This window comes from Paenibacillus sp. FSL L8-0470, assembly GCF_038008625.1.
Lineage (GTDB): Bacteria > Bacillota > Bacilli > Paenibacillales > Paenibacillaceae > Paenibacillus_AQ.
In genome coordinates this window covers 2,899,020-2,925,380 of sequence record NZ_JBBOZM010000001.1, presented here as the reverse complement: position 1 = coordinate 2,925,380, position 26,361 = coordinate 2,899,020, and the positions used below count along the sequence as shown (strand labels likewise).

28 protein-coding genes are annotated in these 26,361 nt (G+C 46.6%); 6 read left to right on the top strand and 22 right to left on the bottom strand.

From position 1 onward, the window contains the following. Nucleotides 1-99: 99 nt before the first annotated feature. The 3 genes from NST99_RS13145 to NST99_RS13135 all read right to left on the bottom strand — a co-directional run bounded on the left by NST99_RS13145 (nt 100) and on the right by NST99_RS13135 (nt 2,701). Nucleotides 100-840: a GTP pyrophosphokinase gene (locus NST99_RS13145; protein WP_038590140.1), complete on the bottom strand. Its 741-nt coding sequence runs from the start codon at nt 838-840 to the stop codon at nt 100-102. A gap of 203 nt (nt 841-1,043) precedes the next feature. After that, a complete protein-coding gene (locus tag NST99_RS13140) occupies nt 1,044-2,078 on the bottom strand; it encodes an HD-GYP domain-containing protein (protein ID WP_341092248.1) in 1,035 nt (344 codons plus the stop codon). Nucleotides 2,079-2,239: 161 nt separating this feature from the next. Next, nucleotides 2,240-2,701 (bottom strand): hypothetical protein, encoded by a 462-nt coding sequence (locus NST99_RS13135; protein ID WP_341092247.1) that lies wholly within the window; start codon nt 2,699-2,701, stop codon nt 2,240-2,242. A gap of 199 nt (nt 2,702-2,900) precedes the next feature. Here NST99_RS13135 and NST99_RS13130 point away from each other — a divergent pair, with 199 nt between their 5' ends. Next, nucleotides 2,901-3,206 (top strand): Dabb family protein, encoded by a 306-nt coding sequence (locus NST99_RS13130; protein ID WP_341092245.1) that lies wholly within the window; start codon nt 2,901-2,903, stop codon nt 3,204-3,206. Nucleotides 3,207-3,209: 3 nt separating this feature from the next. Here the strand turns inward: NST99_RS13130 and lepB are convergent, their stop codons facing one another. From lepB to pgsA, 4 genes are read right to left on the bottom strand one after another with little or no spacing between them, the layout of a single operon-like run. Further along, on the bottom strand, nt 3,210-3,704 hold the full coding sequence (gene lepB, locus NST99_RS13125; RefSeq protein ID WP_341092243.1) for a signal peptidase I: 495 nt from the start codon (nt 3,702-3,704) through the stop codon (nt 3,210-3,212). Nucleotides 3,705-3,725: 21 nt separating this feature from the next. Then, nucleotides 3,726-4,127: a DUF4265 domain-containing protein gene (locus tag NST99_RS13120; RefSeq protein WP_341092241.1), complete on the bottom strand. Its 402-nt coding sequence runs from the start codon at nt 4,125-4,127 to the stop codon at nt 3,726-3,728. Between the two features lie 30 nt (nt 4,128-4,157). Continuing rightward, entirely contained in the window at nt 4,158-5,024 is an 867-nt protein-coding gene (locus NST99_RS13115) for an SDR family oxidoreductase (protein ID WP_341092240.1), read from the bottom strand. Nucleotides 5,025-5,040: 16 nt separating this feature from the next. Continuing rightward, nucleotides 5,041-5,631 (bottom strand): CDP-diacylglycerol--glycerol-3-phosphate 3-phosphatidyltransferase, encoded by a 591-nt coding sequence (gene pgsA, locus NST99_RS13110; RefSeq protein WP_341092239.1) that lies wholly within the window; start codon nt 5,629-5,631, stop codon nt 5,041-5,043. Between the two features lie 249 nt (nt 5,632-5,880). Here pgsA and NST99_RS13105 point away from each other — a divergent pair, with 249 nt between their 5' ends. After that, nucleotides 5,881-6,693 (top strand): hypothetical protein, encoded by an 813-nt coding sequence (locus NST99_RS13105; protein ID WP_341092237.1) that lies wholly within the window; start codon nt 5,881-5,883, stop codon nt 6,691-6,693. Nucleotides 6,694-6,754: 61 nt separating this feature from the next. On the opposite strand, the gene NST99_RS13100 is transcribed toward NST99_RS13105, so the two are convergent. The 15 genes from NST99_RS13100 to NST99_RS13035 all read right to left on the bottom strand — a co-directional run bounded on the left by NST99_RS13100 (nt 6,755) and on the right by NST99_RS13035 (nt 19,045). Then, nucleotides 6,755-7,546: a lipid II flippase Amj family protein gene (locus tag NST99_RS13100; RefSeq protein ID WP_038590118.1), complete on the bottom strand. Its 792-nt coding sequence runs from the start codon at nt 7,544-7,546 to the stop codon at nt 6,755-6,757. A gap of 149 nt (nt 7,547-7,695) precedes the next feature. Next, entirely contained in the window at nt 7,696-9,207 is a 1,512-nt protein-coding gene (locus NST99_RS13095; RefSeq protein WP_341092236.1) for a serine hydrolase domain-containing protein, read from the bottom strand. Further along, nucleotides 9,204-10,559 (bottom strand): FtsX-like permease family protein, encoded by a 1,356-nt coding sequence (locus tag NST99_RS13090; protein ID WP_341092235.1) that lies wholly within the window; start codon nt 10,557-10,559, stop codon nt 9,204-9,206. Before NST99_RS13090 ends, NST99_RS13095 begins: the two co-directional genes overlap by 4 nt. Next, nucleotides 10,534-11,310 (bottom strand): ABC transporter ATP-binding protein, encoded by a 777-nt coding sequence (locus tag NST99_RS13085; protein WP_341092234.1) that lies wholly within the window; start codon nt 11,308-11,310, stop codon nt 10,534-10,536. The genes NST99_RS13090 and NST99_RS13085 overlap by 26 nt, the downstream gene beginning before the upstream one ends. A gap of 138 nt (nt 11,311-11,448) precedes the next feature. Further along, nucleotides 11,449-12,543 carry a sensor histidine kinase gene (locus NST99_RS13080; RefSeq protein ID WP_341092232.1) on the bottom strand — a complete coding sequence of 365 codons (1,095 nt, stop codon included), beginning with the start codon at nt 12,541-12,543 and terminating at the stop codon, nt 11,449-11,451. Beyond that, nucleotides 12,540-13,265 carry a response regulator transcription factor gene (locus NST99_RS13075; RefSeq protein ID WP_341092231.1) on the bottom strand — a complete coding sequence of 242 codons (726 nt, stop codon included), beginning with the start codon at nt 13,263-13,265 and terminating at the stop codon, nt 12,540-12,542. Before NST99_RS13075 ends, NST99_RS13080 begins: the two co-directional genes overlap by 4 nt. Nucleotides 13,266-13,507: 242 nt before the next feature. Then, nucleotides 13,508-13,870, bottom strand: coding sequence for a ribosomal maturation YjgA family protein (locus tag NST99_RS13070; RefSeq protein WP_341092229.1), 363 nt, complete (start codon nt 13,868-13,870; stop codon nt 13,508-13,510). 60 nt (nt 13,871-13,930) lie between these two features. Next, nucleotides 13,931-14,404: an NUDIX domain-containing protein gene (locus tag NST99_RS13065; protein WP_341092227.1), complete on the bottom strand. Its 474-nt coding sequence runs from the start codon at nt 14,402-14,404 to the stop codon at nt 13,931-13,933. Nucleotides 14,405-14,709: 305 nt separating this feature from the next. Continuing rightward, nucleotides 14,710-15,279 carry a putative ABC transporter permease gene (locus NST99_RS13060; protein WP_341092225.1) on the bottom strand — a complete coding sequence of 190 codons (570 nt, stop codon included), beginning with the start codon at nt 15,277-15,279 and terminating at the stop codon, nt 14,710-14,712. Nucleotides 15,280-15,424: 145 nt separating this feature from the next. Then, entirely contained in the window at nt 15,425-15,619 is a 195-nt protein-coding gene (locus tag NST99_RS13055; protein WP_038590093.1) for a hypothetical protein, read from the bottom strand. A 55-nt stretch (nt 15,620-15,674) separates the two neighbouring features. Then, nucleotides 15,675-16,448, bottom strand: a complete 774-nt coding sequence (locus tag NST99_RS13050) for an NAD-dependent epimerase/dehydratase family protein (RefSeq protein ID WP_341092222.1) — start codon at nt 16,446-16,448, stop codon at nt 15,675-15,677. Nucleotides 16,449-16,581: 133 nt separating this feature from the next. Beyond that, entirely contained in the window at nt 16,582-16,866 is a 285-nt protein-coding gene (locus NST99_RS13045; protein WP_341092220.1) for a hypothetical protein, read from the bottom strand. Then, complete coding sequence (locus NST99_RS33710; RefSeq protein WP_445744964.1) at nt 16,793-17,032, bottom strand: cellulase N-terminal Ig-like domain-containing protein; 240 nt, start codon at nt 17,030-17,032, stop codon at nt 16,793-16,795. Before NST99_RS33710 ends, NST99_RS13045 begins: the two co-directional genes overlap by 74 nt. A 222-nt stretch (nt 17,033-17,254) precedes the next feature. Then, nucleotides 17,255-18,358, bottom strand: a complete 1,104-nt coding sequence (locus NST99_RS13040; RefSeq protein ID WP_341092219.1) for a Gfo/Idh/MocA family protein — start codon at nt 18,356-18,358, stop codon at nt 17,255-17,257. Nucleotides 18,359-18,385: 27 nt separating this feature from the next. After that, nucleotides 18,386-19,045: a ThuA domain-containing protein gene (locus NST99_RS13035; RefSeq protein WP_341092217.1), complete on the bottom strand. Its 660-nt coding sequence runs from the start codon at nt 19,043-19,045 to the stop codon at nt 18,386-18,388. A gap of 213 nt (nt 19,046-19,258) precedes the next feature. Here NST99_RS13035 and NST99_RS13030 point away from each other — a divergent pair, with 213 nt between their 5' ends. From NST99_RS13030 to NST99_RS13015, 4 genes are all read left to right on the top strand, one after another. Then, on the top strand, nt 19,259-20,035 hold the full coding sequence (locus tag NST99_RS13030; protein WP_341092216.1) for a helix-turn-helix transcriptional regulator: 777 nt from the start codon (nt 19,259-19,261) through the stop codon (nt 20,033-20,035). A gap of 147 nt (nt 20,036-20,182) precedes the next feature. Next, complete coding sequence (locus NST99_RS13025; protein ID WP_341092214.1) at nt 20,183-21,214, top strand: ROK family protein; 1,032 nt, start codon at nt 20,183-20,185, stop codon at nt 21,212-21,214. 89 nt (nt 21,215-21,303) lie between these two features. Continuing rightward, complete coding sequence (locus tag NST99_RS13020; protein ID WP_341097638.1) at nt 21,304-22,503, top strand: MFS transporter; 1,200 nt, start codon at nt 21,304-21,306, stop codon at nt 22,501-22,503. Between the two features lie 323 nt (nt 22,504-22,826). Beyond that, complete coding sequence (locus NST99_RS13015; protein ID WP_341092212.1) at nt 22,827-26,351, top strand: CBM35 domain-containing protein; 3,525 nt, start codon at nt 22,827-22,829, stop codon at nt 26,349-26,351. Nucleotides 26,352-26,361 lie beyond the last annotated feature (10 nt).

Genomic DNA, 26,361 nt, shown 5'->3' with positions numbered 1-26,361 from the left:
CTTCCTCCTACACATTAAAGCGTGCAGTCACGAACACTGCCGGTGAATTCCAGTAAATATATGTACATGCTATAAGTATCAGCACTGCTTAGACTATGACTAATTCCCTAACAGCTTGATGAAATCGGCGGGCAGATGTAATTGCTGGTTGTTAAGGATGATCCGGCGCAGCTCTTCAAAGGAATCGTCCTCCTGGGCGTCCTTAATCTCCTGAATCTCGCGGTGCAGGCGTTCCATTTGCAGGTCAAGATCAGCTGCTTTATCGGCAGCTTGTTTGAGTTCGCGGGTCAGATGTTCAGGTACCGACTGGCTGTATTTATAGAAAATTTTGTGTTCAAGGCTAGCCCAGAAGTCCATCGCAATTGTACGAATCTGCACTTCAACACATACCAGCTCTGTGCAGTCCGACAGAAATACCGGAACCTCCACTAACAGATGCAGGCTCTGGTACCCGTTTGGTTTCGGATTCTTAATATAGTCCTTAACCTCAAGCACCTTCAGATCATCCTGCTTCTGCAGCATTTCACTGACACTGTATATATCCGAGATAAAAGAGCAGGTGATTCGCAGGCCGGCGATATCCTTGATGCTGGATTTCACAGCAGCCAGCGAAAGCTCACTGTTCTTGCGCAGCATTTTACTCATAATGCTCTCCGGGGATTTGATCCGTGATTTGGTATGCTCTATCGGGCTGTAGTCATGAAGGATCTGAAACTCCTGTTTCAAAATTTCAATCTTGGTCTCCATTTCCTCCAGAGCGAATCTATAAATCATCATAAAGCGGGTCAATTCGTGTTTGATCTGTTTTAAATTCTCCATCTGGTTGTTGTCGACATTCATAATTAGTTCTCCTCTTCTAACTTCTACAAGTCCCGCATGTCCATTCGGCTGCCGTTCCCTATAGTAATCTTTCATTCATCATAGCCAATCTACCGGCTGAATTCAAATCCAGCGACGCACAAAAAGGCTATCTGACGGGATCTGCTACAGACCCCTATCAGATAACCTTTGCTATGAGCTGGCTTGGTGATACCCAATACCTTCTAGATAAATACCTCTTCAACCGACAGGCTGCGCTCCCGTGACAAATCTCTGAACGTTTCGTTCACTTTTACCAGCGGCTTAAACATATCCAGCGGATTATTCATTACGATAGTGCCTATTTCCCCGTTGCTAAGCCGGACATTCTTGCCTACGAACCCTGGCAGCATATGTCCTGTAAGAGCCTGTACTACATTACCGTTCAGCTTGCCGAAGCCCATCTCATGCACTTGGCGCAGCACGGTAACCAATCCCTGTTTGGGCTGGTTCAGTCGCGAAGTTGTAAGTCCCATGTAAATGTTTGCTACAGTGACGATTTCGGTATACGGGTGAATTTCACCTTTACGGATCATGTTCGGATAACCTGAACCATCCTCAAACTCATGATGCTGCAGTGCTACCAGCGCCGTACCTTCATCCTTCATAGAACTGCGGATGATATCGTAGCCGTGGGAAGTATGGCGTCTCAGCTCGTCCTCCTCGATAGCGTTCAACAGTCCAACTTTATTCAGTATGGACAATGGCACCTGGCTCTTGCCGATATCATGCAGATAGCCGGCACGGCTGATCATGTACCGTTCCTCTTTGGAATAGCCAAGCCAGGAAGCAATATAATAAGACAGCATCCCGACCAGCAAAGAGTGTTGATAAGTGTCAATATCGTCCCGGTCAAGGAGGAGCAGCAGAGAAACCACATCTTTTTGCGCATCCAGTGTTTCCAGCAGCGGCCGCAGTGTGCCGTCCACCATGGACGGGCTAAAGCTTCCCTGAGCCAGCGCCTCCATAAAAATAGATTCGTAATTTTGTATCGCGAGATCAAAATCCTCATTCAAACCGTGGTTTAAATCCGCATCTTTCCCATCACGGGACAGCAAGCGCGCCTCAATATCCACATAATCTATTTTGTGCCGCATCAGGATGGTAATTTCCTCCCGTTCTACGACAGTTCCCTTAGGGAGAACATGCAGGCCCAGACTATTGAAAGTGTCCGTGATAAGGCAATCGCCATTTTTGAGATCTGTGACATGTACTTTCAAAAGTATCAGCACCCCTTCTTATGTACAGGAATCAATAAATTCCCAGAGCTTTACTTGATCATAGTCAAAAGTGCTCAAAGTAACAATATGGTGAAAGTCGCATTCACGCCGCCGGCATAGTTCAAATGTACCCCCTACTTTAGCCACCCACCTGTATGATTTTACATCCATTTTAAAAATCTTTTGTATTTTAGCTGGATCCCGTTTACTTCAGCCCAACTGGTCAACTCCTTCATCGCCTGCTCCCGGTCATCCATAAATCTGAAGCATAGATTGAAAGGTACGATACGTTTGCCTCTTGGCATAATACCGATTAAAGGACCATCAATCATAATCCACTTAATCTCTCCCGGCAACAGCCTTCTATTTCGGAGAAAGATGGACTCTCTCCCCCATTTGATTTCAGTTGCCTTCCGCAACGCTTGAAACATAAAAAACAGCAGCAGCAAACCGCAGACGCAGAGCCAAGTTACTACGAAATAGCTAAGTGCGGGGTGCGAGTGAGCCGTGTTAGCTGAATTTATATGAATCATATATATTTCTATGACGATCACGAAAACCATACTCAGCATTGATCTTAAAGCTAAGGGAAATTTGATGCTTGTTGCAAAAGTATCCGGCATAATGTACTCCTTTCACGAAACGGGTATTGTATACTTTAACTGCTCTCCACAAAACTAAGCGTTTGCTTCCGAAGCAGTTTTGTGTGAAGTTAAACTATGGAGCGATTGCTCACAAAACTAAGCGTTTGCTACCAAAATAGTTTTGTGATGAAGTTAACCCATGAAGCGGTTACTCACAAAACTTTGAGGAGGATGTAGCATGTTCGAGCATCTCGTTATTTTTAGATTCAATGAGCATTATGAACCACAAAAAGAAGCGCTGCTGATGCAGACACTTCTGGGTTTAAAGGACCAAATACCGGGGATCGCGGACCTTACGGCAGGTGTAAATGTCACGGAAGAGACTGAGAATATGCATGGATACACACTAGGGCTTCGCGTGACCTTTACAGATCAGGAAGCCCTCCGCCAATACGGGCCGCATCCGGCACACCGCCATTTTGTTGAACTGCTTGAGGGGATTATTGAAAATGTCGTAGTTGTTGATTATCCCATCGCTAAGTAACGGTTAGAAAAGATCACTGATATCGACGAGCATCTTGCCGATCAGCTTATCCTTGGCCACAAAAGGCGTCGGCCACAAATGGGCATCATAGCTGACATTCCGGTTGTCACCGAGGAAAAAGTAGTGGTCTGCAGGGACGGTGACCGGTCCGAAAGTATAGTTCATCGTTTCCTTAAGATACGGCTCGTCGATCTTCTCACCGTTTCTGAACAAAGCTCCATCTTTAATCTCAACGGTGTCTCCCGGCAATCCCATCAGCCGTTTGACGTATTTTTTCTGCACGCCCTCTACCGGCGGAATAAACACAACAATATCACCATGTTTGAGCGTGGTCAGCCAGAGCATTTTCTCTACGACAAGACGGTCGTTAACCTCGATCGTTGGATCCATTGAATCGGTAGGCACGCGCATCGCCTCAGCTACATAAGTACGAATAAATAAGGACAGGACAACCCCGATTAGGATACTGGGCACCCATTGCTTCAGAAACTTTTTCATTTGCCACCTCAGTTGATTAGTTTAGAGTTCAAATCGTTCAATAATCCGGGCCATTTCGCCCTCGACATCAATCCCAGAGTTATGGGGCATATGGATGACAAGCAAACCGCCGAAGATCTGCTCCGTTCTCCCCTCGTCGTCCTCGATGCGCTGCTTCATATCCCGGATTTCCTTCGAGCTTGCCGCTTCCTTGCTGAGCAGCCAGGCATATCTTCTGAACCCGGATTTTTCCACCGTCTCCACGTAATATGAAATACCCTGCTTCTCTTTCACTCTGATGATGTCGCCTAGCACGATACCCGGGTTAAAGATCGGTGTCTCTTCAATGCGGTATTTATCCCGTGCTACCGGGGTCACATCAAGGATTTCAATCTCACGGCCAAGCTCGTCGAAGCATATGTGCAGCCCCACGGTATCCGGCATGGTCACACCCCAATTCTTATGATGTATAGCTTATTTCAGTTTTGCGAGCGACCGGGCGATGATGCGCTCCAGCGTTTTCCAGGGCAACAGCATTTTACCGAGAATCAGGGTTCTTGTCCCTTTCCCAACCGGATAGCGGAGCTTCGGTGCGGACATTGCGGCAATACGCCCGATCAGCTCAGCCACCTGCCGGGGATCGGGAGCCGTCTCTGCGGTTCTCCGGGAATAGCGCAGCACCTCTTCCAGCTTCTCCTTGTACGGTGAATCGGCCAGGCTCTGAATTCCTGTAATCCCTTTGCCCCAGATAGGCGTGCGGAAAGATCCGGGCTCCACCAGCACAACTCTGATGCCAAATGACAACAGTTCCTGGCGCAAGCTTTCGCTGAAGCCCTCAACCGCGAACTTTGAAGCAGCATATGGTGCATAACCGGGAAATCCGAACAGTCCGCTCACGCTGCTGACATTAATAATAGTGCCCGTCTGCTGCTTGCGCATCAGGGGAATGATGTTCTTGGTGACCTCCACAAGCCCAAAAAAGTTGGTATCCATCTGCCGGCGCCACTCCTCCATACTTACTTCCTCCATAAAGCCGCCAACAGCAAAACCTGCATTGTTAACCAAAACATCGACCCTGCCGAACTTCTCAATAATCTCCGAGACAGCCGATTCAATGGATGCCGTATCTGTCACATCCATTGTTACCAGATGAATCTGCCCTAGAACTCCGGCTTGCTCAGCCTGTTGCACCAGCTCGTCTTTGCGGCTTAAATCCCGCATAGAAGCGATAACCTGATATCCTTTCTCCGCAAGGGTAAGCGCGCTGAGCATCCCAAACCCGCTGGAGGTTCCAGTGATAAGCGCTATTTGGTCATAGGGCTGTTTGTTAGCGTGGATCACATATACCTCCTGCTGTTCAATGTTGATCAAGCTTCAGAATACGGTAATTGTTCTTTATGTATAGATAACCCGAATAGACAGTCAGGACAAGCGCACAGTATATTAGCATCTGATCAATGCGGATAGCCGTGATGAGGCTGAGTGGCCAATTGTTTAACAGGACTGCGGAGATCGCCGCCACTTGAAATACCATTTTCAGTTTTCCGGACTTATCGGCCTGCAGGGCGATTTTTTGCGCAGATGCCGTCATTCTGATCCCTGTTATAATAAACTCTCTGCCGATCATAATAATGGCAACCCAGGCAGCGATATCGTGCCGGCCCGCCATTAAGATCAATGCTGCCGAGATCAGCAGCTTGTCGGCCAACGGATCCAGCAGCTTGCCAAGGTTCGTAATCTGATTATATTTTCTTGCAATATAACCGTCCAGTTTATCTGTAACCGAGGCAAGAATAAATACGGCTGCAGCATAATAAACTCCATACTCATCAATATGCTGCAGAAGAGCTAATTTGCTGACTAACCCATCCGGATATATAGGAAACAGCATTACAAAAACCGGAATCATTAATATGCGCGTCACGGTTATCTTATTCGCCAGATTCATCTACGCCCTCCTTGTATATTCTTTCACTCATCATATCATAGAATAGGTTATATCTGGAAATGTAGTCAAATCAATAAAACGAACTGTCGTTCCATTTGACTCTTGACTATCCATTAATTTCAAGCTATAGTGAGTAACAAATATACACGTTGAAGCGGGCGAAGCACCTCGCAGGACAGGCATTAATGCCTTTCTTGGGGGTGCTTTTTTTGTACGCTTTAACGCGAATTCAGACAGGAGATGAAGAAGATGATTTATCCGGCAGGCAAGGAAAGCTCCAGGAACAGAAGGGCAGTGCCCGTTTATTTCAGAAGATTGGCCGGTTTGCTAATTGTATTAGTGCTCCTTACGGGCAATAGTCCGCTGGCCGCAGCAGCAGGAGACTGGGACTCCGCGCTGGAAGAATTTCATGATTTATATGAAGATTACACCGGACTGCAGGTTACGCTTAAGGCTGAAATTCCGAGGAATCAGACGCTCCGCAAACAAAATACCAGCGAGCTTTCCGCGATTAATTCGCAGCTTCAGTCCATTAACCAGACGCTCCTCAACAGACTGAAATCCGAGGCCGAAGCGATGCAGAAGAAGCATGCACCGTTACTGGAACAGTACACGACACTCGGCAAGCAGGCTTCAGCCGCCCGTAAAGCCAATAATCAGAAGTCTGCCGCTTCCTTGAATCTGAAGCGCAATAAACTGAAGACATCTGCAACTGCTGCCCGTGCGGAGATCAAAGTGAAGACTACAGCCCTTGCTGAAGCGCGGAAGTCTACCGCTGCCAAAATCAAACCGGCAAAGGATGCCCTTGCCCCGGTTTCTGCACTGCGGAAGCAAATTACTGCGGAGAACAAAAAAGTAAGCGAGCTGCAAGCTATACGCTCTGAAGCTGACAAACGTTATAAAGCTGCTGTCAAAGCAGGAGACGCTGTTGCAGCCGCTGCGGGGATGAAGCTGTCTTATGCCAAGATGAGCGAAATACGCGTCATGGTTCAGCAGATGTACAGCTGGGAGCAGAAGATATCGGCTGCGCTCCGGACAGCGGAATCCAAGATTCCGAAGTAAAGCTGCTGTCCAAAGAAACAGCTACACTGCAACGCCTGCTTCGGCGCAGTGTGGCTGTGCATTATATCAGCTGTACCAGCCAGCTGATGAAATAAGAAGCAGGCTCGAGCACAAGCTGGCCCAGCAAGGTTCCGAGGAAACGTGCGCCCATCAGCAGTACATAGATTTTTCCCAACTGGTCGCGATATTCCAAATGCTCCGTAGCCTTGTGCGTGATAATGCCAAGCTGCGGATCAATGAAGATGGTCAGCAGGATTGTAGCCAGCCCGTTGATAAGTCCTGAAGCTTGAGAGGCGGTTGTGCTGAACTCTGGCGATAAATGCGCCGCGTATAATGAGGAGAGCACCCCTACGGTATAGAACGCAGTAACAAAGATATTCATGATAATAAAACGTTTGGGAATGCCTAGATATCTGAAGCTGGGCAGTTTTATTTTCGGTTTTTTGATATATTTCCGCGTGTTCTTAAGCTGGCCGATGGTGACGCTGGTCAGCAGCTTCGGAATAGAGCCTTCCACCTCCAGCTTGGAAATCACTCTTCCAAACAGGCCCACGAAGGTAGGGAATATGGCAATCGCTATCAAAGTGCCAAGCGATGAAGCCAGCATGATGATCCGCAAATAATTGATCAAGGGAAAATCCGGGTGTGTTTTGGCAAAGTCAACAAATTTGGCGGTAAGCGGTGCTTGGATCATATTAGCCGTTCTGGATACTAGTACAATAATTCCGGTCAACGATAATGCTATGGCGATCTTGTTCAGCTTCACTCCGGCAAAGCGAACGGAATACGACAGGGTTTCTGCCGTATGAATGATCATTGTCAGCAGGCATACCACGATTAGACTGTTTGTCATTTGTCGAAATCATCTCCATTTATATAATTTATCTAGTTCATTCTGCATCCTCCTGAGGTGTTTGAAATTACGCAAGAAAACGAGAGCCCGGGTGGATCGAATCGTCCATCCCAAAGTTCTCGTACCTCTTGAACAAGCTTACTTTGACTTTATGATATTTTCATTTTCTTTGAAAAAATGAGCATTAATCCAAAGATATAATAGATGATGCATACGACTATAGTACTACAAAAAGTCACCCAAATCGTAGTAGGAGCCCATACTTTTATAAATGGCCAAGGCAATCCTCCAAGTAAAATTTTCGGAAACATGATAATTAATGTTAAACCTGCCGCAATGATCAGTGTATGTAGTACTAGCAGCAAGGTCCTTTTTACATTTAACTTTATCCAAATCCGTTGTTTTTGAGCGAGTTTCACCATGATTCTTATTATTAAGACTATGAATAAAACACCCAAACAGCCGACGACTAAACATACAATTGTTAAGATTCGGTCTAAATTTTGGTAGCTGTCAGAGGGATTGCTGGTTACGTCCTTTCCTTCCCACAAATCCATAACGCCTTGACCTATTGCAGTTGTAAAACTCGTTTTCATATTGGTCAGGATGGCTACCCCTACCTGTTCATCGGGCTGCATAATGAAGTACGATGTATATGTCGGATTCTCTCCGGCATGAGATATATATTGTTTATCTTTTTTGGTCTGGATTCCCCATCCGCTGGCATAGTAAGTATCCACATCAAAAGGCTCTACAGTTCGGTCAGGAACATGTGATTCTTTTATTAGCTGTTTATCCATAACATTGCCCGGATCAGTGCCTAGCTGCAGATTCATCCATTTCGCTATATCGTTCGCATTACTGATAATATATCCAGCTGGTATATTCCCTCGATATATTGGTGGTGAGTAGGCTTGTGCTTTCATAAATCCTATTTTATATCCGGTAGCCAGCTCTTTGGACTGGGATTGATGCAGCCCAACGAACGAATCCTTCATTCCGACCGGTTCTAAAATATGCTGCTTCATATAAATATCATAAGGCATCTTTGTTACACTCTCGATCACGAGTCCCAATACATCATAATTGATTGTTGCATATTCGAAGGAGCTTCCCGGTTTCCGATTTAGCTGCTGATCCAGTAATGTTTTAACGGTTAGTTCTAACGTTTCATTTGTATTACCTTCAGGAATGCGGGCTATTGTATTCGCTGCTATTCCGCTAGTATGATGAAGGAGCTGATTTAGAGTGATTGTTTGCGGCTCACCATTATAAGTTAATTCCAACCACGGTATATACTTCTTTACATCATCGTTTAGTTTTAACACCCCCTCTTTTTCCAATTTCAAAATGGCCAGACCAGTGAAAGCTTTCGTTGTTGAACCTATTTCAAATAAAGTATCACCGGTTACTGGTTTTTTTGTCTTTACATCCGCGTAACCGAAACCTTTCTGATATATCGTTTTCCCCTTCTCTACAATGACTAGTGAGATTCCCGGAGTTTTACTCTTACTTCTTTGTTCTTCTACAAAGTGTTCGATCTTCTGTATTTTTTTATTTGATTCGCCTGAGTCGGCGTTAGCTGTAGTCTGTGAATAACCGCTAGTCGACAGAAGAAGAATAGCGATCATTATAACAACTATTTTTAATGACGATTTCATAACTGATGCTCCTTGGTCAAATTTATGATTTTCATATAGCTACTACAGGCAACTAGGAAATAAATCGTCTGCATGGCCATATAAATGCCGATGATGACGAACGAATAAACCCAATTGGATACCATAAGCAGGTTGTCTAGTGCTTTGAGAGCGACTAGCGCATGAACGATGCCGACGAGACAGGGCACAAAGAATAGAATACCAGTCTGCGTAACAACAATTCTCCGAAGCTCGCCTGAAGACATCCCTATTCGGGTCAGCGCCTTATATTGCGCCTGATTTTCCTGCAGTTCCGTAAACAGTTTAAAGTAAATCAAGCTGCCGGAGGCTATGAAAAACAGCAAACTGATGAACACCCCAATAAACATCGTTAGCGATATCACTCCTTGGGCATCATCATACTGCGTCTTGATATCGTCCAGTTGCACCGCAAGTCCAAGCATATAAATCGTACCGGAGGCCGTTAAAATAACCGCACTTAAAATCGATACAATAAACAGCATTCGTGCATTCTCCTTCAGCTTTTGGTCAAGCTGAGCGAATACGATCAGATTCGTTCGGTTGTAGTATATGGCTGTACAACTTTGGATAAATCGAAGCAGCAATCCACTAAACTGCGTAAATAACAGGTAAGTTCCAGGCAAAATGGTAAGCAAAATATACAGCGCCAGCATGTTGAAGTTCTTTGCATTTAACATTAGAGCCATAGTATATGCGGCTGCTATGCATACGACCGAAAGCACAGCAAGCCATGGCGAATAAACGAGTTTCTCTTTCGAGCCGCCCGCTGCATTAAGCAAAACAACAATTTCCGTACGTCCCGCCCGTATCGCCGTTCCCAAGGAAATGAGTGTGAACAGCATGAAGAAACTACTTGCCGTCATGCATACCGAACGTAGCGGTATGGCAACCGGGATCGGATCTTTCAACCCTAACAACACAGCGAGTGCCATAAAGAATGGCTTGCTGAAAAAAATGCCCAAGCCGATACCAGCCCCAATGGCCATAATCGTTATAACTGTACTTTCTAAAATAATAAGTATAAGAAGCTGCCGATGCGTCATTCCAAACAAAGAAAGAAGACCGAATTCCTTCCTCCTCGACTTCAAAAACGCCGAACTGGAATAAAGTACAAACAGAAACGAGAAAACAACGATAATGTATTGGCAGAACAACATCCCCTGTTTTACTTTCACAGACCCTAAGATATGGCCACTCGCGAGGTCGGGATGAGCAAGAAACGCTGCATACATGTAAAAGATCATTACAGAGAACACACAACTCATAAAAAATGCGCTGTACGACCGCCAGTTGCCGCGAATGTTGCTAAGCGCGAGCGAACGGAACGTCATTAAAATTCCCTCCGAGCACGCTCAGAGCGTCCAATATTTGTTGGAAAAACGTTTGTCGATTGGAGCCCCGCCGAATTTCCGTGAAGATTCTTCCGTCCTTAATAAATACAATACGCTGGCAATAGCTTGCTGAGAACGGGTCGTGGGTCACCATTAACACCGTTGCCTTCCATTGTTCGTTCAACTCCTTCAACGAATCCATTACATCCTTCGCCGACTTCGAATCCAGATTGCCGGTCAGCTCATCTGCAAGCATTAACGAAGGTTCATTAATGAAGGCACGTGCAATAGCCGCTCGCTGCTTCTGACCACCAGACACCTCATACGTACGTTTGTTCAACAGTTTAGCAATTTCTAACCGCTCGGCTAGCATATACAATCTATGTTCGATTAACTTAGGGGCCACCCCTTCTAATACAAGCGGCAAGATAATGTTTTCTTTGATGGACAGCGAGTCCAGCAAATTGAAATCCTGAAAGATGAACCCAAGCTCGCGCCTTCTGAAAAACGCCAAATTTTTATTGCTGAGCTTGCTCGGATCAATACCGTTAATTTCTATGTATCCGGCCGTCGGACGATCAATTACTGCGAGCAGATTAAGCAACGTTGTCTTGCCGCTTCCGGATGGCCCCATAACACCGACAAATTCGCCGCTTTCTACACGTAAATCAATGTCATGTAAAGCTGTACAAACAACATTGCCTTTGGAGCTGTAAATTTTACTCAGTCCCTGCGCTTCAAGTAAAGTCATTATTCAATTTTCCTCCCCCCGTTTCAGTCTGCATAGTCTGTTGTCTTAACAAAATTTAGTATAGCGGGCCATGCTCGCTGAACCCATCGATTTATATTACAAAATCACGCTTCACACATAACAAAGTTGTCACATAGCCTACATGCTTTTTCCTGTTTTGCCGCCTAGAATATGTATGCTCTCAGGTTGAAAAGTGATTGTAAAAGTCGTACCCATGCCTAGTTCCGACGTTACCGATAGTACGTGACCTAGTCTGCCGCACACCTGCTTCGCCAAATACAATCCCATTCCCGTCGATTCTCCTGCAGATTGCCCATTCTCACCGGTAAAGAAAGGATCAAATATTCGTGGTATATCGTGCGTTGCTATGCCGCTCCCCTCATCTGTTATGCTAATTTTACAACCTGTTTCTGTATTCTGCTCTAAGTGAAAAACAAGGCTTTTCATGCCTTGTTTGTGTTTGCTGTATTTAATTGCATTGCTGACTATTTGATTTATTACGACTGTTATCCACTTCTCATCCGTTTCCGGCCATGCCTCACCATCAATTTGCGGTATTACGGCATGACGGATACAAAGCCGCTTGTGTGCAATCAGAACTTCACGAATTACATTGTGCAGCGGGACTTTTTTGAGATGAATATCCATTTCGAACTTATCGAGACGCGCAGTATACAGTAGCATCTCCAGACCTCTCGTCATTCGATCAGCCTCTTCATGCAGACTGAGAATAAGCTCTTTCTGCTCCTCTTCAGAAGAAGGCATCTGCTTCAGGCTTTCTTGCAAGAGTATATCTATAACCGATAAAGGAGTCTTCATATGATGCACCCACTGCAGAACAAAATAGTTGTGGAGCTCTTGCTGGCGGCGATATGCTCCAAGTTTATTCAAATAAGCGCTGTTTTGCCGGTCTAACAAGCGTATGACCAGCTGCTGCTCTGCCGTAACGGCTGACTGCACGATCGCTGCCGCCTGTAATTCATCAGATCCTTCAACCGCATTTCTGAGCTGTTTGTGATATTCACGATTTCGAATATAGTCAATAACCAATCCAAGTACCCCAATAAAAGCAGCTGCAGCCACAAAATAAAAAATCGTGCTCTCATCCATCATTCCAGGATAACGCGCATTTTCCAGCAGCATTAAGCAGGCACCAACCCCAATAATTGCAAACGTAGATAATACAAAAATTAGCCGATCACGAAAAAATAAAGCAACCGATCGCAATCTCATGAGCCAAGCTCCCCCTGCTCCTCGCCCAGGGCCAGTTTATAACCCATACCACGAACCGTCGTGATCGCATTAGGCAGACCAAGTTCCTCCAGCTTCTTCCGCAACCTTGTCACGTTGACCGTTAACGTGTTGTCATCGACAAACTGTGCATTGTCCCATAACTTCCCCAGAAGTTGATCCCGCGAGACGGTTCTTCCATATTGCTGCATGAAGCATTCAGCTAACAACTGCTCATTCTTTGTAATCTGGGTTTTCTGATCTTGCCATATAAGTTCATTACGGCTTAGATTCAGTCGTAAACCATGTGCATTAAATTCACTGTCGGGCAGCAAGACAGTCCCGTTAGAAGCCGAATAATCCCCGTAAACTCTCCTTAGAATACTTTTTACCTTCGCGATTAAAAGGTCTAAATGAATTGGCTTCGTAATGTAATCATCACCGCCGTTCTCTATGGCCATCACCTGATCCATCTCACTCGCCCGCGCAGATATGAAGATGATCGGCAGGTTGGAGCGTGTACGGATTTGTCTGCACCAATAATAGCCATCAAAGTACGGCAGATTAATATCAAGCATGACCAAATGTGGATCATACGCCTCAAATTCAGTAATTATTTCGCGAAATTGCGTTACACAAGATGCTTCAAATCCGTATTTCTCCATATTCCTTTTTAGAAGGGCACTAATTTTACTATCATCCTCCACAATGAAAATCCGGTACATACGATTCCTCCTTCAAGCTTTCCCTGTAAGCCAACTATTAGTATAGCAAAATGTTGAAACACACAAGAATAAAGAGTATTTGCCCCCTTCAGAAACACATGCGCTAACAATCGCTCAGGGTTGAGTGGCTCTGTTTCTTGTGATATCATCCGTCCAGTTGGCAGGAAGATCAAGATTTCAGCTTGGAGAAGCTTCTACTGAATATTGGTATAAGGATGGCTCTGATTGAACAGTTCTCGACCCTATCCTTTCCTTTTAGTACGAATTCTTGCGCAGCCAAAGCGGTCCGCCACATAAGAAAACAAAATCCCTGCTGAATATCTGATCAAATCAACCCAGAGGAAACCTTTGCCGAGAATTAATCCTCCCAATAAAGTGGCACGCAGCTCACTAATCCATATTTCTTGGTAGAGCTGGCTAAATTCGATGCCAAAGCTGAAGCCGAAACTCAGCACTACTGAAATCCACCGTTGTTGCCGGGTAAGCAATACGCGAAAGGCAAAGTAAATCATCGCCGCCCACAGCGCATCTCCAAAATGTCTTGAGATAAACAGCGGCAGCTGGTCTGCAAATGCTCTGGAACCGAATCCGAGCACCATCATCATTAGCATAGCGAAGCTGTAAGCAAGTTTTGCTCTCATGTTGTCCCTTTCCGGATTCCCGTTCTATTCAAATATCGCATGCCCGTTACCGGAATCCTGCATAAAAATCTCCCGGGGATAAGGGATGGCAATTTCGGGCAGCTCCTGTTCCTTGAAAAATTTAAATTCTTCCGCCTCTCCGTCCATGCTTCTCGGCGTGCCTTTGACAATCGAGCATTCAAACACTGTTACCGAGTACTCGACCATGTCCCCATTACTGTACTGGTATGCATACTTCTCCCCGCCGAATACCCCAATGATCCGCCCGGGTGTCACCATCAGCCCCGTCTCTTCAAAAACCTCTCTGCGCAGCGCCCTGGATGGAGTTTCACCGGGTTCAATGGCTCCGGCAGGCAAGCCCCACAACTGCTCTTTTCCTTTACGAATAAAGAGAATCTCCTCGTCGTCATTTCTGATTACTGCCGCTACAGATGGTACCATCAGCAGCCCCGAGCCTGTCTTCTCACGCAAAGCACGGTAGTATTCCGAGATTGGCATGTTCATTTCCCCCTTTATGTAACCTTGCCAGACTAAGTCTACAGCTCATCCTTGCGGAAGGAAATAATGTTGATCTTCTCTTCCTTGGTAGACATCATGGATAATTGGCAGCATAATAGTTCTACTGTATTTCATGATCCCTTTCATAATTCCTCCTGTCAGGATGTAATTTGATCATCCTCTGTCTCTATATTTGACACCCCTGCCAGAGATTCCTTGTCTGAAAACACAAGAAAGAAACGGATTGACCTACCCGATAGGGAAGATAGCCGTTCCTGAGAGAAACATGATTCAGTTGTTCATTTCTAACCTTCCCCTAACTCCAGCCCCTTCAACCCCCGCCGCCGGACCCGGCAAGTCCAAAGTAAATCAGCAAGAAACAACAGGGCAGCCATCGGCAGCACCATTCCCCATAACGGTTCAATGACCGTGTACAATCCTTCCATCACTGGCTGGAGGAGGTATATGCATGCTGTAGCCAGCCCCCACCAGTATAAGGAGAATTTCAGGCAGACATGCCCGTGCAGCTGGTACGGCAGCTCCTTATAATCCCACCATTGCCTGTGAAAAGCAGCTTTCAGCAGCCACCCGCTTGCATACTCCACTGCTGAAGGAATGATCAGCGCAAGCACAAGTAATAGCGGAACCGGCAGCTGTAAATCCTTGGCGGCCAGCAGGAGCAGCGGAGCACAGCCGTACATCGGCTTAAAAGGCCCCTTCAGAAACCCCTCTTTACGAAAGGTTCCCAGACTATAGAGATTATACGATCCTTCCAGCACCCAGCCCATAAAGGAATAGACCATAAAGTAAAAGAAATATTCTCCCGCAACTGCAACAGCTGCATAGCTGTCCAGCGGTAGCACCGGTGTAATCACGATCTGTTCCGCCCCCTGCCTGTGAGGATTACCACACATATATTCGGGAGCTAGTATGCCATTCTGGAACTGTTGTTATGCAAAAAAACATAACCCTCGCGGGTTATGTCCAGAAACCAAAATATGACCCCGGCGCTCCGCCGGTTTATTCTTTAAGATTCTTAACATGCTGTTCCTTGAGCATTGGTGTCAGCGACTCGCCATCTGTCTGTCTTCTTAGTGTCTCCAGCTTCATATCGCTGCGTACACCAAAGTCCGAACCGTACTTTTTCTCAAGGTTGCCTGCCTGCGCTTCCCCGCGTTTCTGCCGATACCGGCCGTTCTCGTTCCGACTACGCATTTCATTTCCTCCCCGCAATTGAAATTGCTTGAGACCCTAGAAATCTGCGATGCTCTTACTTTACCCCTCCCTGATATTCCGTTTCATCCTGACGTACATTTTTGCCTTCTGCCTTGGCCTGTTCTAGCAGCTCAGCCGCATCATCCTGAGGCTTGTATCCGAGCAGTTCCTCCAGATACCCGATGGTATAATAGTTGTCAGTATTCGCAGAGGTCCCATACAGATTCAAATATTTCAGTTCCTCATCCGCCTCAATGCAGCATTCTACTAATTGCAGCAAATCGCGTTCAGAGATCCAGATATGTCCTGCCCGTTCCGAATGGGGGCGGTCGTCTCCGGGAAAGTTGCCGATCCTGATATTCAGCGAAGAGATTTTGCCTTGGTCTGAGTATAGGCGGCCGAGCAGCTCGATATAACATTTGCTTAACCCGTAAAAGCTGTCCGGCCGGTAAGGGTCACTTGGACCTGTTTTCTCATCGGTCTTGTAATATCCGGTCGCATGATTAGAGCTGGCGAATACAATGCGCCGCACACCGTTCTGTACAGCCGCCTCAAATAATTTGTAAGCACTCCCTACATTGCCTTGAAGCACCTTACCGAGGAAATCGTCATTATCCTTAATCCAGGCAAAATGGAGTACCGTATCAACACCCTTGGTAAGCTCTTCCAGCCGGTCTTCATCCGCGATATCCAACTGAACGATCCCTTGCTCTTCGTCCGCTTGAATATCCGCTCCTACAACATCATATCTGCCGCTTTCTTTCAGCCCCTTGAAGAGTGTATTGCCAATTCTTCCAGCCGCTCCTGTTAGCAAGAGTTTGCGTTTCATTAGTTTCAAGCCCCTTTCCAGCCTACTATCCTATGCATTATTAACCGCTGGAGAGGAAAAGATTACAATTGACTCAAATTTGCGGGCTCCGCGGCTGGGCCAGAACAGCATACGTGGTGTTTCCGGTTAGTTCCTAATACATCAATGCTTCAATCGTATTATTACCCATGGCTTCATACGTACCCCACTTGGGTTCATCGCTGGTATTCCAGAATTGCCCGTTGGCATAATTCTTTTTTAAGTTCAGATGATTATTCATACGGCTTGCGGCCGTATTCTTATAAGCCGGGTCAAGGGATGCAACCTCATGGTTTGCCCAGGCTGCCGCCCAGGCCATATCATCTTTATAATCCGTAAGCACAGTTTGCACCACCCGCGTCGCCCCAGCTCCCTTTACTGGCTGTGGAAATGGTAGCATTTAATACCGAGGTATTATTTGAATTGAAAACATCATTTCTGACTCCGCTCAAGTTTGTGCTTGATAATACGATGGCTATTTTACTCGCAGCCGGACTGTATCCAACCTGGTTAACCCTTATAAATATGCCGCTTGCATTTACTTGAACCGAATCAGATGAATTCATTTATTTGTACACGCCCTTTCAATCTCATATTTTCACGTGTGCCTTGGATCGTTGTACCCTCATTATGACTGGTCTTGAGCCCGCTTGCATAAATTCCTATACAATACAAAAAAGCAATCCCGTTCCCGGAAGTACCGGAAACGGGCATTGCTTTTTGAGAAAATAAGAATTATTATGCTTCACAATAAATTATCCTTATCTTTTTCTCGTTTTGTATATTTGTTACTCCAGATACCCTTTAACCAAACCCAGCGGCAGCAGCTTCGGCTGCTCGCAGCTGGTGGACAGCTCCGCATAGCGCTTGGTATCGGAGCTTGTATGGAACGCATGCATCATTTCAAGCACATGATTGGCCAGCTCGCCGTTTGCACGCGGGGTATCTCCTGTCCCGATGCAGCGGGCCATATCCGCCACGCCAATACCTCTGCTGTTCCCGGCATAATTGTAGATCAGCGGAATCTCCTGAAACTCTGTGCTGTGAGCCGGACGCAGCAGGATCGGACCGCCGAAGGTGTTAGGGTCCGGTACGATCAATGTACCTTGCGATCCGTAGATTTCGATCCGCGGCAATGTGCTGTGCCAGACATCGAAGCTGGTAATCATCGTTGCCACGGCACCGCTGACGAACTCAATGGTTCCGGCAACATGTGTAGGTACTTCTACATCAACCATTTTGCCGAACTTCTTCTCACTGGTGATCGTCCGTGTGGGAAAAGAGGTTTTGGTGATGCCGCATACCGTTTTGGCCGGGCCAAGCAAAGATACCAGAGCCGTAAGATAATACGGTCCCATATCAAACATTGGGCCGCCTCCGGCCTGATAGTAGAATTCAGGGTCCGGATGCCAGCTCTCATGACCATGGCAGAGCATGAAGGCCGTTGCTGCTACCGGCTCTCCGATATAGCCGTCCGCAATCAGCTTGGCGCAGGTTTGCAGACCGCCTCCGAGGAAGGTGTCAGGCGCACAGCCGATGAACAAATTCTTTTCCTGTGCCAGACGGACAAGCTCTGTTCCATTCTCAAGCGTTAACGACAGCGGCTTCTCGACATACACATGCTTACCGGCTAATAAAGCTTGCTTGCACACATCGAAATGAAAATTAGGCGTGGTCAGATTAACGACAATCTCAATCTCATCCGAAGCAAGCAATTCCTCTGTCGTCCATACATGAGGAACTCCGTATTTCTCCGCTGCCTGCTGTGCCCGCCCCAGATCCAGATCAGAACAGGCATAGACCTCCGTGTTCACAAAAGTTCCGGTCAAATTCTCAAAATAAATGCCGCTGATATTCCCGCAGCCGACGATGCCCACCTTCACTTTACGCACAATGATTCTCCCCTTATTATCACGGTTTTAGTTGGCAGCCCACAAAAAGCCTTTACGCATCAGTTCCTTGGCTTCCGGAATATCAAAAACATCCGCATGATGTCCAAGTGAATTATAGAATACCTTGCCCTTGCCCCATTTCTTCGTGTATACCACTGGCATGGTGATGACACCGTTCGCCGAATGCTCCCCTTCGCTCAGCACAAAAGTAGTTGTAGCCAGTACGTCTACCGCTGGATCTACATGCAGATAATACTGTTCTGACTTCACCATGAAATCCGGGATGCCTTCCACAATCGGACTGGAGCCGGATCTCACAATATTCACTTCATAATCCACTCCATCGTTGAAGGGATGTGCCACCCACTGCGATCCGGTCAAAAATTGCCATTCTGTATTATTACGGAAGGAATCGCACATCCCGCCATGACAACCGGCAATGCCTACCCCGGAAGCCACAGCTGCAAGAACAGACGACACCTGTTCATTCGCGATTTCACCCATTGTCCACACCGGCACAATTAGACTTAATTCCTTAAGCGCCTCGGCGTTATTGAAGCTGTCCAGCGTATCCGATACCTCAACCTCAAACCCTTCGGCCTCCAGAATGCCGGCAAAAATCGCTGCAACCTCATTCGGTTCATGACCATCCCATCCGCCTTTTACAATCAATGCTTTCTTCGCCATATCAAGCTCTCCTTTTTGTCCTGGAATCAATTACCGTGTCTACCTGAAGAAATTGTAATCCAAAAGGGTACCGGCTGCTCGCCATTTTGCTTGAATGACTGGTCATTTTTTGCTAAGTTTATGTGTAAATAGCGGAAGATTGGAACAGGAGAAATTATGAGAGCTTTTCACGAGAACCGAACGTATGGATCAGCTTTTCCCTTCACTGCATTTGTGAGTGCAAATATAGATTTTCTGGCCCACTGGCATAATGATCTGGAGATTATCTATGTACTGGAGGGTTCGATCCGGATGGGGATCAACTCGGAAACACGGGTACTTCTGGCAGGAGATCTGGCCGTTTGCAGCAGCGGAGATATTCACTACTATGACAGCAAGGACAACGAATCGAAGCTTATCTTTGTTATATTTAACCCTTCCCTGATCGGGTTTCCTGCAGGCTGGCCCCTGAATATGCGGCTCACTTCCCCTTTTAGGGAGAACCGTCCAGCCACACCGGAAGATGAGGTCATTAACAGCCGCCTGTCCACGATCATGCAGGAACTGCTGCAGGAACATGTTCAGAAGCTTCCGCATCATGAACAGCTTATGATCGGTTTGCTGCACGAGCTGTGCGCATTGATTCTACGGAATATGCCTCTGGACATAGTCAATCCTCATAAGGATAAGCGGCGCATTACGAATATGAAGATCATGCAGGAGGTCCTCGAATACCTCGACGTCAATTACATGCATCCCATCACACTTGCCGACGCAGCACGTCACGCCAACATGAGCCTGTTCTATTTCTCACGTTTCTTCAAAAGCATCTCGGGCATGAGTTACATCGCGTACCTCAATAGTATCCGGGTCAATCAGGCAGAACGGCTGCTGCTGAGCACGGACAAAAGCATTCTGGATATCGCGCTGGTATGCGGTTTCTCCAATATCCGTACCTTCAACCGTGTATTTAAACAGGTCAAGCTGCGGACACCGAGCGAACTGCGTTAGCGCTGCGTTGCATCGCTATCTTCATGTTTTCAAGTTCAATCCAAATAATAATGTCTTGCTTCTTCGCAGAATAGTAACTACAATACACTTGTTAAAACTCTTTTAAAAAATAGCATGATAATCAATATTCCAAAGGAGGGTTCCTAGATGTCACAACCATCCCACAATACACAGCTGGTGAAGAAAATAAATGTTGAATTGGTTAAAAGCATGCTGCGCACGTCCGGCACAGGCACGAAAGCATCCATTGCAGAGCAGACCAGATTGAGCGTGGCCACATGCGGCACGATCTTGAATGAACTGGTCCGTACCGGTGAAATCCTGGAACTTGGATGGGAGGAATCAAGTGGCGGCAGACCGGCGAGAAAGTATCAGTTCAACGCGGATTATTCCTTCATGATCTGTATGATCGTGCGTTCCGAGGGCGATGTGCAATCCGTTAGTTATGCGCTGGCGAATCTGAACGGTGAAGTCATAGAGCAAACAGATAAGGTGCTCAACCAGATTAACGTGGCTACCCTCACGGACTGGCTCGATCAGATCATCGAAGCTCACCCTAATGTGCAGGCGATTGGCATCGGCATCCCCGGGGTGGTCCAGCTGGACCGGATTGGAATCTGTGATGTGCCGGAGCTGGCCGGCCAACCGCTCGGCATACTGCTCAAGGAACGCTACGAAGAGGTCGAGATCATCATCGAGAATGATATGAATCTGACCGTTTACGGACTGTACCAGAAGCTGTTTCCGGACGAGGAGAACCCCTTTGCTGTAATGACTTTTCCGAAGAACCATTATCCGGGGGCCGGCTTCATGGTGAACGGGCGTCTGCTTAACGGAAGCAGCTTCTTTAGCGGCGAGGTGTCCTATCTTCCTTACGGCATCTCCAGAGAGGAGCAACTTACACTGGTTCAAGGCGCCGGAGACCTCAGCCCGCTGGCTGTCCACGCCCTGGTATCCATTATCACCATTATTAATCCTGCTACGATTGTGCTCACCGGAGATAATATGTCGCCAGTGATGCTGGACGCACTGCGCAGCGGCTGTCTGAAGATTATTCCGCCGGAACATATGCCTGTGCTGATCATCCAGAACAATACCCGGCAGGAATACATGACAGGACTCATTACAGCAACTATGGAAAGCCTGACCTACCGGTTCCAATTGGTTGAACGGAAATAAAGAACGCATAAATCTGACAATTCAGGAGGCCGTCAACTGTGAAGGCTCAAGCAAGCAATTCTGCAAGCAAACGGAACTACATCTATATCATGCAACTGGTGACTATCTTTCTAGGTTTCATCGTATTTGGAATCTCTGAGAATATTAAGGGTCCTGCGATTCCGCGGATCCAACTCGATTTCAACCTCGATGAGCAGCAGCTCGGCACACTGCTCTCTCTGAATGCGCTGGGGTATCTGATCGCTTGTTCGTTCACTGCTATTCTCGTTCGTAAATGGGGGATCAAGGCGGTCAGCATTATTGCCTTCGCTTCTATGGTTATCTCGGGTGTGCTGATCTTCCTGTCACATACATATCCGTTATTTGCCTCCTCCTACTTCCTGATGTACATCGGGAACGGGATGCTGGAAATTGGTCTAGCAATTCTGGGAGCACGTATTTTTGTGAAAAACACGGGGATGATGATGAATTTATCCCACTTCTTCTATGGACTAAGCTCCACCGTAGCCCCGCTGCTTGCTACAGGGGTAATGTCGCTGAGTGTGTTTGGACATCTGCTGGACTGGCGGGGAATGTATCTGGTCATGTTAGCGCTCTGCTTACTGCCGATTCTGTCTGCGCTGCGCAGCACCTTTCCCGGTGATGATATGCCGCATGAAGACCGCACCCCCTTCAAGACCCTGATGCGTGATCCGGCGCTCTGGATGATGGTCATGATTCTATCGTTCGGCGTCGTTTCCGAGCTTGCGGTGGGCGGCTGGCTGGTTAACTTTCTGGAAAAAGCTTATGCCTGGGATACCGTCAAGGCCTCCGGCCTGCTCTCATCCTTCTTCCTCCTCTTCTCCCTGGGAAGATTGCTGATCGGCCCGCTGACGGACAAAATCGGCTTTGTGCTCTCCCTGATTATCTTCTCACTGTTCTCGGCACTTTGTACCTTTGTAGCCCTGGCCGGCGGGGAAAGCCTCGCCTTCCTGTTCGCCTTGTCCGGAGCAGGAATCGCCATCATCTATCCTACTGTTATGGCCTTTATTGCGCGCCGCTACCCCAATGGAAGCGACACCGCCATTACCTTCGTTGTCACCCTGATGGGACTCGGAAGTGTCATAGGCAATTATCTGATCGGCTGGGTTATTGAAATCGTCAAAGCCATGTATGGCAGTACAACAGAGCTTGGTCTGCTGCGCGGCCTGCAGGCAGGCTATGGCTTCATCGGATTATGCGCTGCAATCTGCTCGGTGTCAGGAATTGTGCTGTATCTGTATCTGAAGCGGAGACAGGAATTGATCTGAGGCATTCCACACATAACAAGGATAGCTTGTGCCCGTATTGGGCCAGCTGTCCTTATTTTGCGTCCGCGTAACAGATACGGCAGTCAAAATAACATAAGAAAGCTAAAAAAAATGCAAAAAGACCGGATTCCGGTTCAAGACTCTTCTCCGGCAAATATAATCCCTCAAAATATCGCAAAACATGATGCAGAAAAACGGTTCCGCTTTTATTTTATAATGGACGTGTAGCGCTACAAAAGTAAGCGGTTTCATCGGGCAACCCTTAACCTTAAGGAGGCGCGTCCAGCCGGAAGCATTAAAATTGAGCAGAGAAGGAGATTACGATGAAGAAAAAAAGTTTATTGATCTTACCCTTTGTGATAATACTTTCATTAATGCTGGCAGGCATCTCTAGTGCAGATGTAACCTCTAACTATGTTAACCCGCTTATGGGAGGTGCTGATCCTACAATTGCCAGGGCTGCGGACGGTTATTACTATTCAGCTTTTTCTGGCGATAATAATATCACATTAAAAAGACATGAAACCATTCTCGGCGTATCCACTGCAAAAAGCAAAATCGTTTGGAAGAAACCGAGTAATTTTGGGTTTGTGTGGGGTCCATATATATATAGACTGGAAGGAAAATGGTATCTTTATTTCTCTTCAGGTCCAGAGAAAAGCTTTGGATATGGACATCCAAGTTCCTACGTCCTGGAGAACTCCTCTCCCGATCCTTTTGAAGGAACCTGGGAGCTCAAGGGAGAATCCGCTAATGCAGACAGCGATGGTCAGATTACCACCAAGAAGGGACTTCTGAATACGCAAGGCTATGGTTTGGCATGCGGCGTTGTATCCATTAAAGGGGAAAGCTACTTCACCTATACAAAATACTACTATTTCCCTGACCCTAATGATCCTGCAAAAACCAAATTTGACGAGAGTCCAACGATTGTCAAAATGAAGAACCCGTGGACATTGGAAGGCGAAGAAGGTACAGTGGCAATGCCGCAATATGACTGGGAAAAGCATCACGACAGTATAAATGAGGGCGCTGCAGTAGTTGAACGAAACGGCAAGATCTATTTCGCCTATTCCGCAAGCAGCTTTATGAATGATAACTATTCTGTCGGCGTATCCGTAGCTGATGCAACATCTGATGTTATGAAAGCCGAATCCTGGAAGAAACATCCTGAACCTGTCATGAAACGATCGGATGAAAACAGTTCTTATGGACCGGGATCGCCTTTGTTCCTTAAGTCCGAGGACGGTACAGAGGATTGGATCATGTACCATGGCATACCGACCCATGGACAAGGCGGCGGAAACAGAGGAATAAGAGCTCAACGTATAAATTGGAATGATAATGATTTCATAAATCCCGGAATTCCTTCAAATCCCGGCACCGTTCTGGGCAGACCCTCAGGAGAGGAAAAAAGCGAAATTTATGAAGCTGAGGATGCAAGGTTGTCAGGAGTTTCAAAAGTAGTTGGAAAAAGTGCTTTTGCTTCGAGCAGCGTATATGAAAAATTCAATAACAGCAGTGACAATGACTATGTGGAGTTTACCGTAAACACGAACGCTACAGGAACCTACTCCCTGGATTTCAGATACAATAATAATACGGCGAATGCTGTTACCATGAAATTAGGCGTCAACCAAGAGGCTGCCCGGGATCTTTCCTTTGCCTCTAATGCAGGATTTGCGGCAAACTTCGATATTAAATCAGTATATAACATTAAGCTTAACGCCGGAAGCAACACGATCCGTCTTTCCGGCAAGAGTCCTTTGGCTCTGGATGCCATGATTATAAAAAGAAACACCCTGTATGAGGCAGAAAATGCCGTGCTGTCCGGAAATGCAAAGGTAGATTCAGATCATCCGGGGTACAGCGGAACCGGTTTTGCCGGAGGATTGTGGATTTCCAACTCTGCAGTCACCTTCAAGGTAAATGCCGCTGCTGCAGGCAGCTATTCGGTTAAACTGGGCTACAGCTTAGGGTTTAATGATGACAGAACTCTGAGTATGTATGTAAACGGGCAAAAAATTAAGCAGGTAGATTTCTTTAGTTTAAAAAGCTGGAACAACTGGGCCGGCCGTTATGACAATGTTTTCCTGAAAGAAGGGGAAAATACGATCATGTATAAATATGACGCTGGCGACACCGGCAATGTCAATCTTGACTATATAACAGTAACCGAAGCAGCTACCTGGCATTATGGAGCCGAAGATGCAAAAATTACAGGCCCGAATGACGCTGCAGTCGTTTACGCAAAAGACGGCAATATGGGGACCGGTTATGTAACCGGGCTATCCAGAGCGAACTCATCCGTGGAGTTTTCTGTAAATGTTGAAAATGCGGCGTCTTATGATGTGAAGCTGAGATATGCAAAAGAAGCTGCAGGTACAACCTTAGGCCTGTATTTGAATGGCACTAAGATTAAACACATCACCCTCCCGGTCACCGGCGGACTTACTGTCTGGAAGGAGCAGCTTGAGACTTTAAGCCTGAAAGAGGGGAAAAACACGATCACGTATAAAAATGAAGCGGACAATTCAGGCATAATAAATATTGACAGTATTCATCTTAACAAACGTACTCCCTGGAGGTATCAGGCAGAAGAAGCAGCCAGATCAGGCAGCCTGAAGATTGCCAAAGATCATTTATGGTATGAAGGCAACGGATTTGCAGGCGGATTTGAGCAAACAGGTGATGCGGTCAAGTTTGAAGTAAATGTCCCCAATACGGCTGCCTATTCGTCAACATTGCGATATTCCGGCGCTCAGAGTTCCAATATAACAATGACGATGTATGTTAACGGACAGAGAATTAAACAAGTGTCCTTACCTCCTACAGCGAACTGGGATACGTGGACTAACAGAACAGAGTCAGTGAACTTAAGCGCCGGAAAAAATACAATTGAATTTATCCGTGAAGAAGGAGATACCGGAAGATTCAATATCGACAGTCTCACCATTGATAAAAGCAGCGGCGGATTTATGAGTTCGACTGCCAAGAAAATTATTCCTGAAAAAATGGTTAAAATCCAGCCAAAGCACAGCGGAAAAGCGTTGGATGTGGACAGAGTTTCCAGTAATCCGCTAGCGGTGATTAACCAGTGGGCCAATGGCGACGGAAATAATCAGCTGTGGAGATTTTTGGATCTCGGTACAGGATATTACCAAATACAGTCAGTTCAAAGCGGTCATGTTCTCGACATTCTTCCCGGTTCAGCCATACAGCAGCTCTGTCAGAATACAAAAGCTTCCGGATCCATACCGGATACTCAGCAGTGGAAGCTGGAAAACAGCGGTGACTACTATAAAATAGTTAACAAAAGTAATAATAAAGTAATCACTGTAGAAGGAGCATCCAAAAGTGACGGTGCAGCAGTAAGGTTAGCTGATGACCAGGCCAAGGATAATCAACGCATGAAAATTGAAATTCGCAACCTCAGCAATAGTGAGATCAGCGCATTGACCGGACTACAGGCATCTGACACCGCCGTAAGCGAAGCTGATCCGGAACTGAGTCCCGAAGGTGCAACTTATGATCTGCGTGCACCCGGTGATGTAAGCACCGGTATCACATGGAATATTGCAAGCTCTGTGACCGGAGTGGTATACAATGAAAATCCGGTTACCCCGGATGGCTACTTCATCACCGGAGATGTTTTGACCCTCCGCAGCGATTATCTGACTGCACTTGGACTTGAAAGCGGCAACCAGACGGAATTTATAATTTCCTTTGATAAAGGGAATCCGTTCAAGTTCACCGTCAACATTGTTGACAGCTCCGCACCGGTCACACAGCATCCCAGTCCACTAACTGCAAAAGCAACCTTTGAGGATAACCCTGCTGAAAACTAAAAGTTAAATA

Bases quoted from the DNA above. Each gene is read 5' to 3' on its own strand.
- NST99_RS13145 (WP_038590140.1), bottom strand. From the start codon at position 840: ATGAATGTCGACAACAACCAGATGGAGAATTTAAAACAGATCAAACAC.
- NST99_RS13135 (WP_341092247.1), bottom strand. From the start codon at position 2,701: ATGCCGGATACTTTTGCAACAAGCATCAAATTTCCCTTAGCTTTAAGA.
- NST99_RS13130 (WP_341092245.1), top strand. From the start codon at position 2,901: ATGTTCGAGCATCTCGTTATTTTTAGATTCAATGAGCATTATGAACCA.
- lepB (WP_341092243.1), bottom strand. From the start codon at position 3,704: ATGAAAAAGTTTCTGAAGCAATGGGTGCCCAGTATCCTAATCGGGGTT.
- NST99_RS13120 (WP_341092241.1), bottom strand. From the start codon at position 4,127: ATGCCGGATACCGTGGGGCTGCACATATGCTTCGACGAGCTTGGCCGT.
- pgsA (WP_341092239.1), bottom strand. From the start codon at position 5,631: ATGAATCTGGCGAATAAGATAACCGTGACGCGCATATTAATGATTCCG.
- NST99_RS13105 (WP_341092237.1), top strand. From the start codon at position 5,881: ATGATTTATCCGGCAGGCAAGGAAAGCTCCAGGAACAGAAGGGCAGTG.
- NST99_RS13100 (WP_038590118.1), bottom strand. From the start codon at position 7,546: ATGACAAACAGTCTAATCGTGGTATGCCTGCTGACAATGATCATTCAT.
- NST99_RS13095 (WP_341092236.1), bottom strand. From the start codon at position 9,207: ATGAAATCGTCATTAAAAATAGTTGTTATAATGATCGCTATTCTTCTT.
- NST99_RS13090 (WP_341092235.1), bottom strand. From the start codon at position 10,559: ATGACGTTCCGTTCGCTCGCGCTTAGCAACATTCGCGGCAACTGGCGG.
- NST99_RS13085 (WP_341092234.1), bottom strand. From the start codon at position 11,310: ATGACTTTACTTGAAGCGCAGGGACTGAGTAAAATTTACAGCTCCAAA.
- NST99_RS13080 (WP_341092232.1), bottom strand. From the start codon at position 12,543: ATGAGATTGCGATCGGTTGCTTTATTTTTTCGTGATCGGCTAATTTTT.
- NST99_RS13075 (WP_341092231.1), bottom strand. From the start codon at position 13,265: ATGTACCGGATTTTCATTGTGGAGGATGATAGTAAAATTAGTGCCCTT.
- NST99_RS13070 (WP_341092229.1), bottom strand. From the start codon at position 13,870: ATGATGATGGTGCTCGGATTCGGTTCCAGAGCATTTGCAGACCAGCTG.
- NST99_RS13065 (WP_341092227.1), bottom strand. From the start codon at position 14,404: ATGCCAATCTCGGAATACTACCGTGCTTTGCGTGAGAAGACAGGCTCG.
- NST99_RS13055 (WP_038590093.1), bottom strand. From the start codon at position 15,619: ATGCGTAGTCGGAACGAGAACGGCCGGTATCGGCAGAAACGCGGGGAA.
- NST99_RS13050 (WP_341092222.1), bottom strand. From the start codon at position 16,448: ATGAAACGCAAACTCTTGCTAACAGGAGCGGCTGGAAGAATTGGCAAT.
- NST99_RS13045 (WP_341092220.1), bottom strand. From the start codon at position 16,866: ATGCTACCATTTCCACAGCCAGTAAAGGGAGCTGGGGCGACGCGGGTG.
- NST99_RS33710 (WP_445744964.1), bottom strand. From the start codon at position 17,032: ATGAATTCATCTGATTCGGTTCAAGTAAATGCAAGCGGCATATTTATA.
- NST99_RS13035 (WP_341092217.1), bottom strand. From the start codon at position 19,045: ATGGCGAAGAAAGCATTGATTGTAAAAGGCGGATGGGATGGTCATGAA.
- NST99_RS13025 (WP_341092214.1), top strand. From the start codon at position 20,183: ATGTCACAACCATCCCACAATACACAGCTGGTGAAGAAAATAAATGTT.
- NST99_RS13020 (WP_341097638.1), top strand. From the start codon at position 21,304: ATGCAACTGGTGACTATCTTTCTAGGTTTCATCGTATTTGGAATCTCT.
- NST99_RS13015 (WP_341092212.1), top strand. From the start codon at position 22,827: ATGAAGAAAAAAAGTTTATTGATCTTACCCTTTGTGATAATACTTTCA.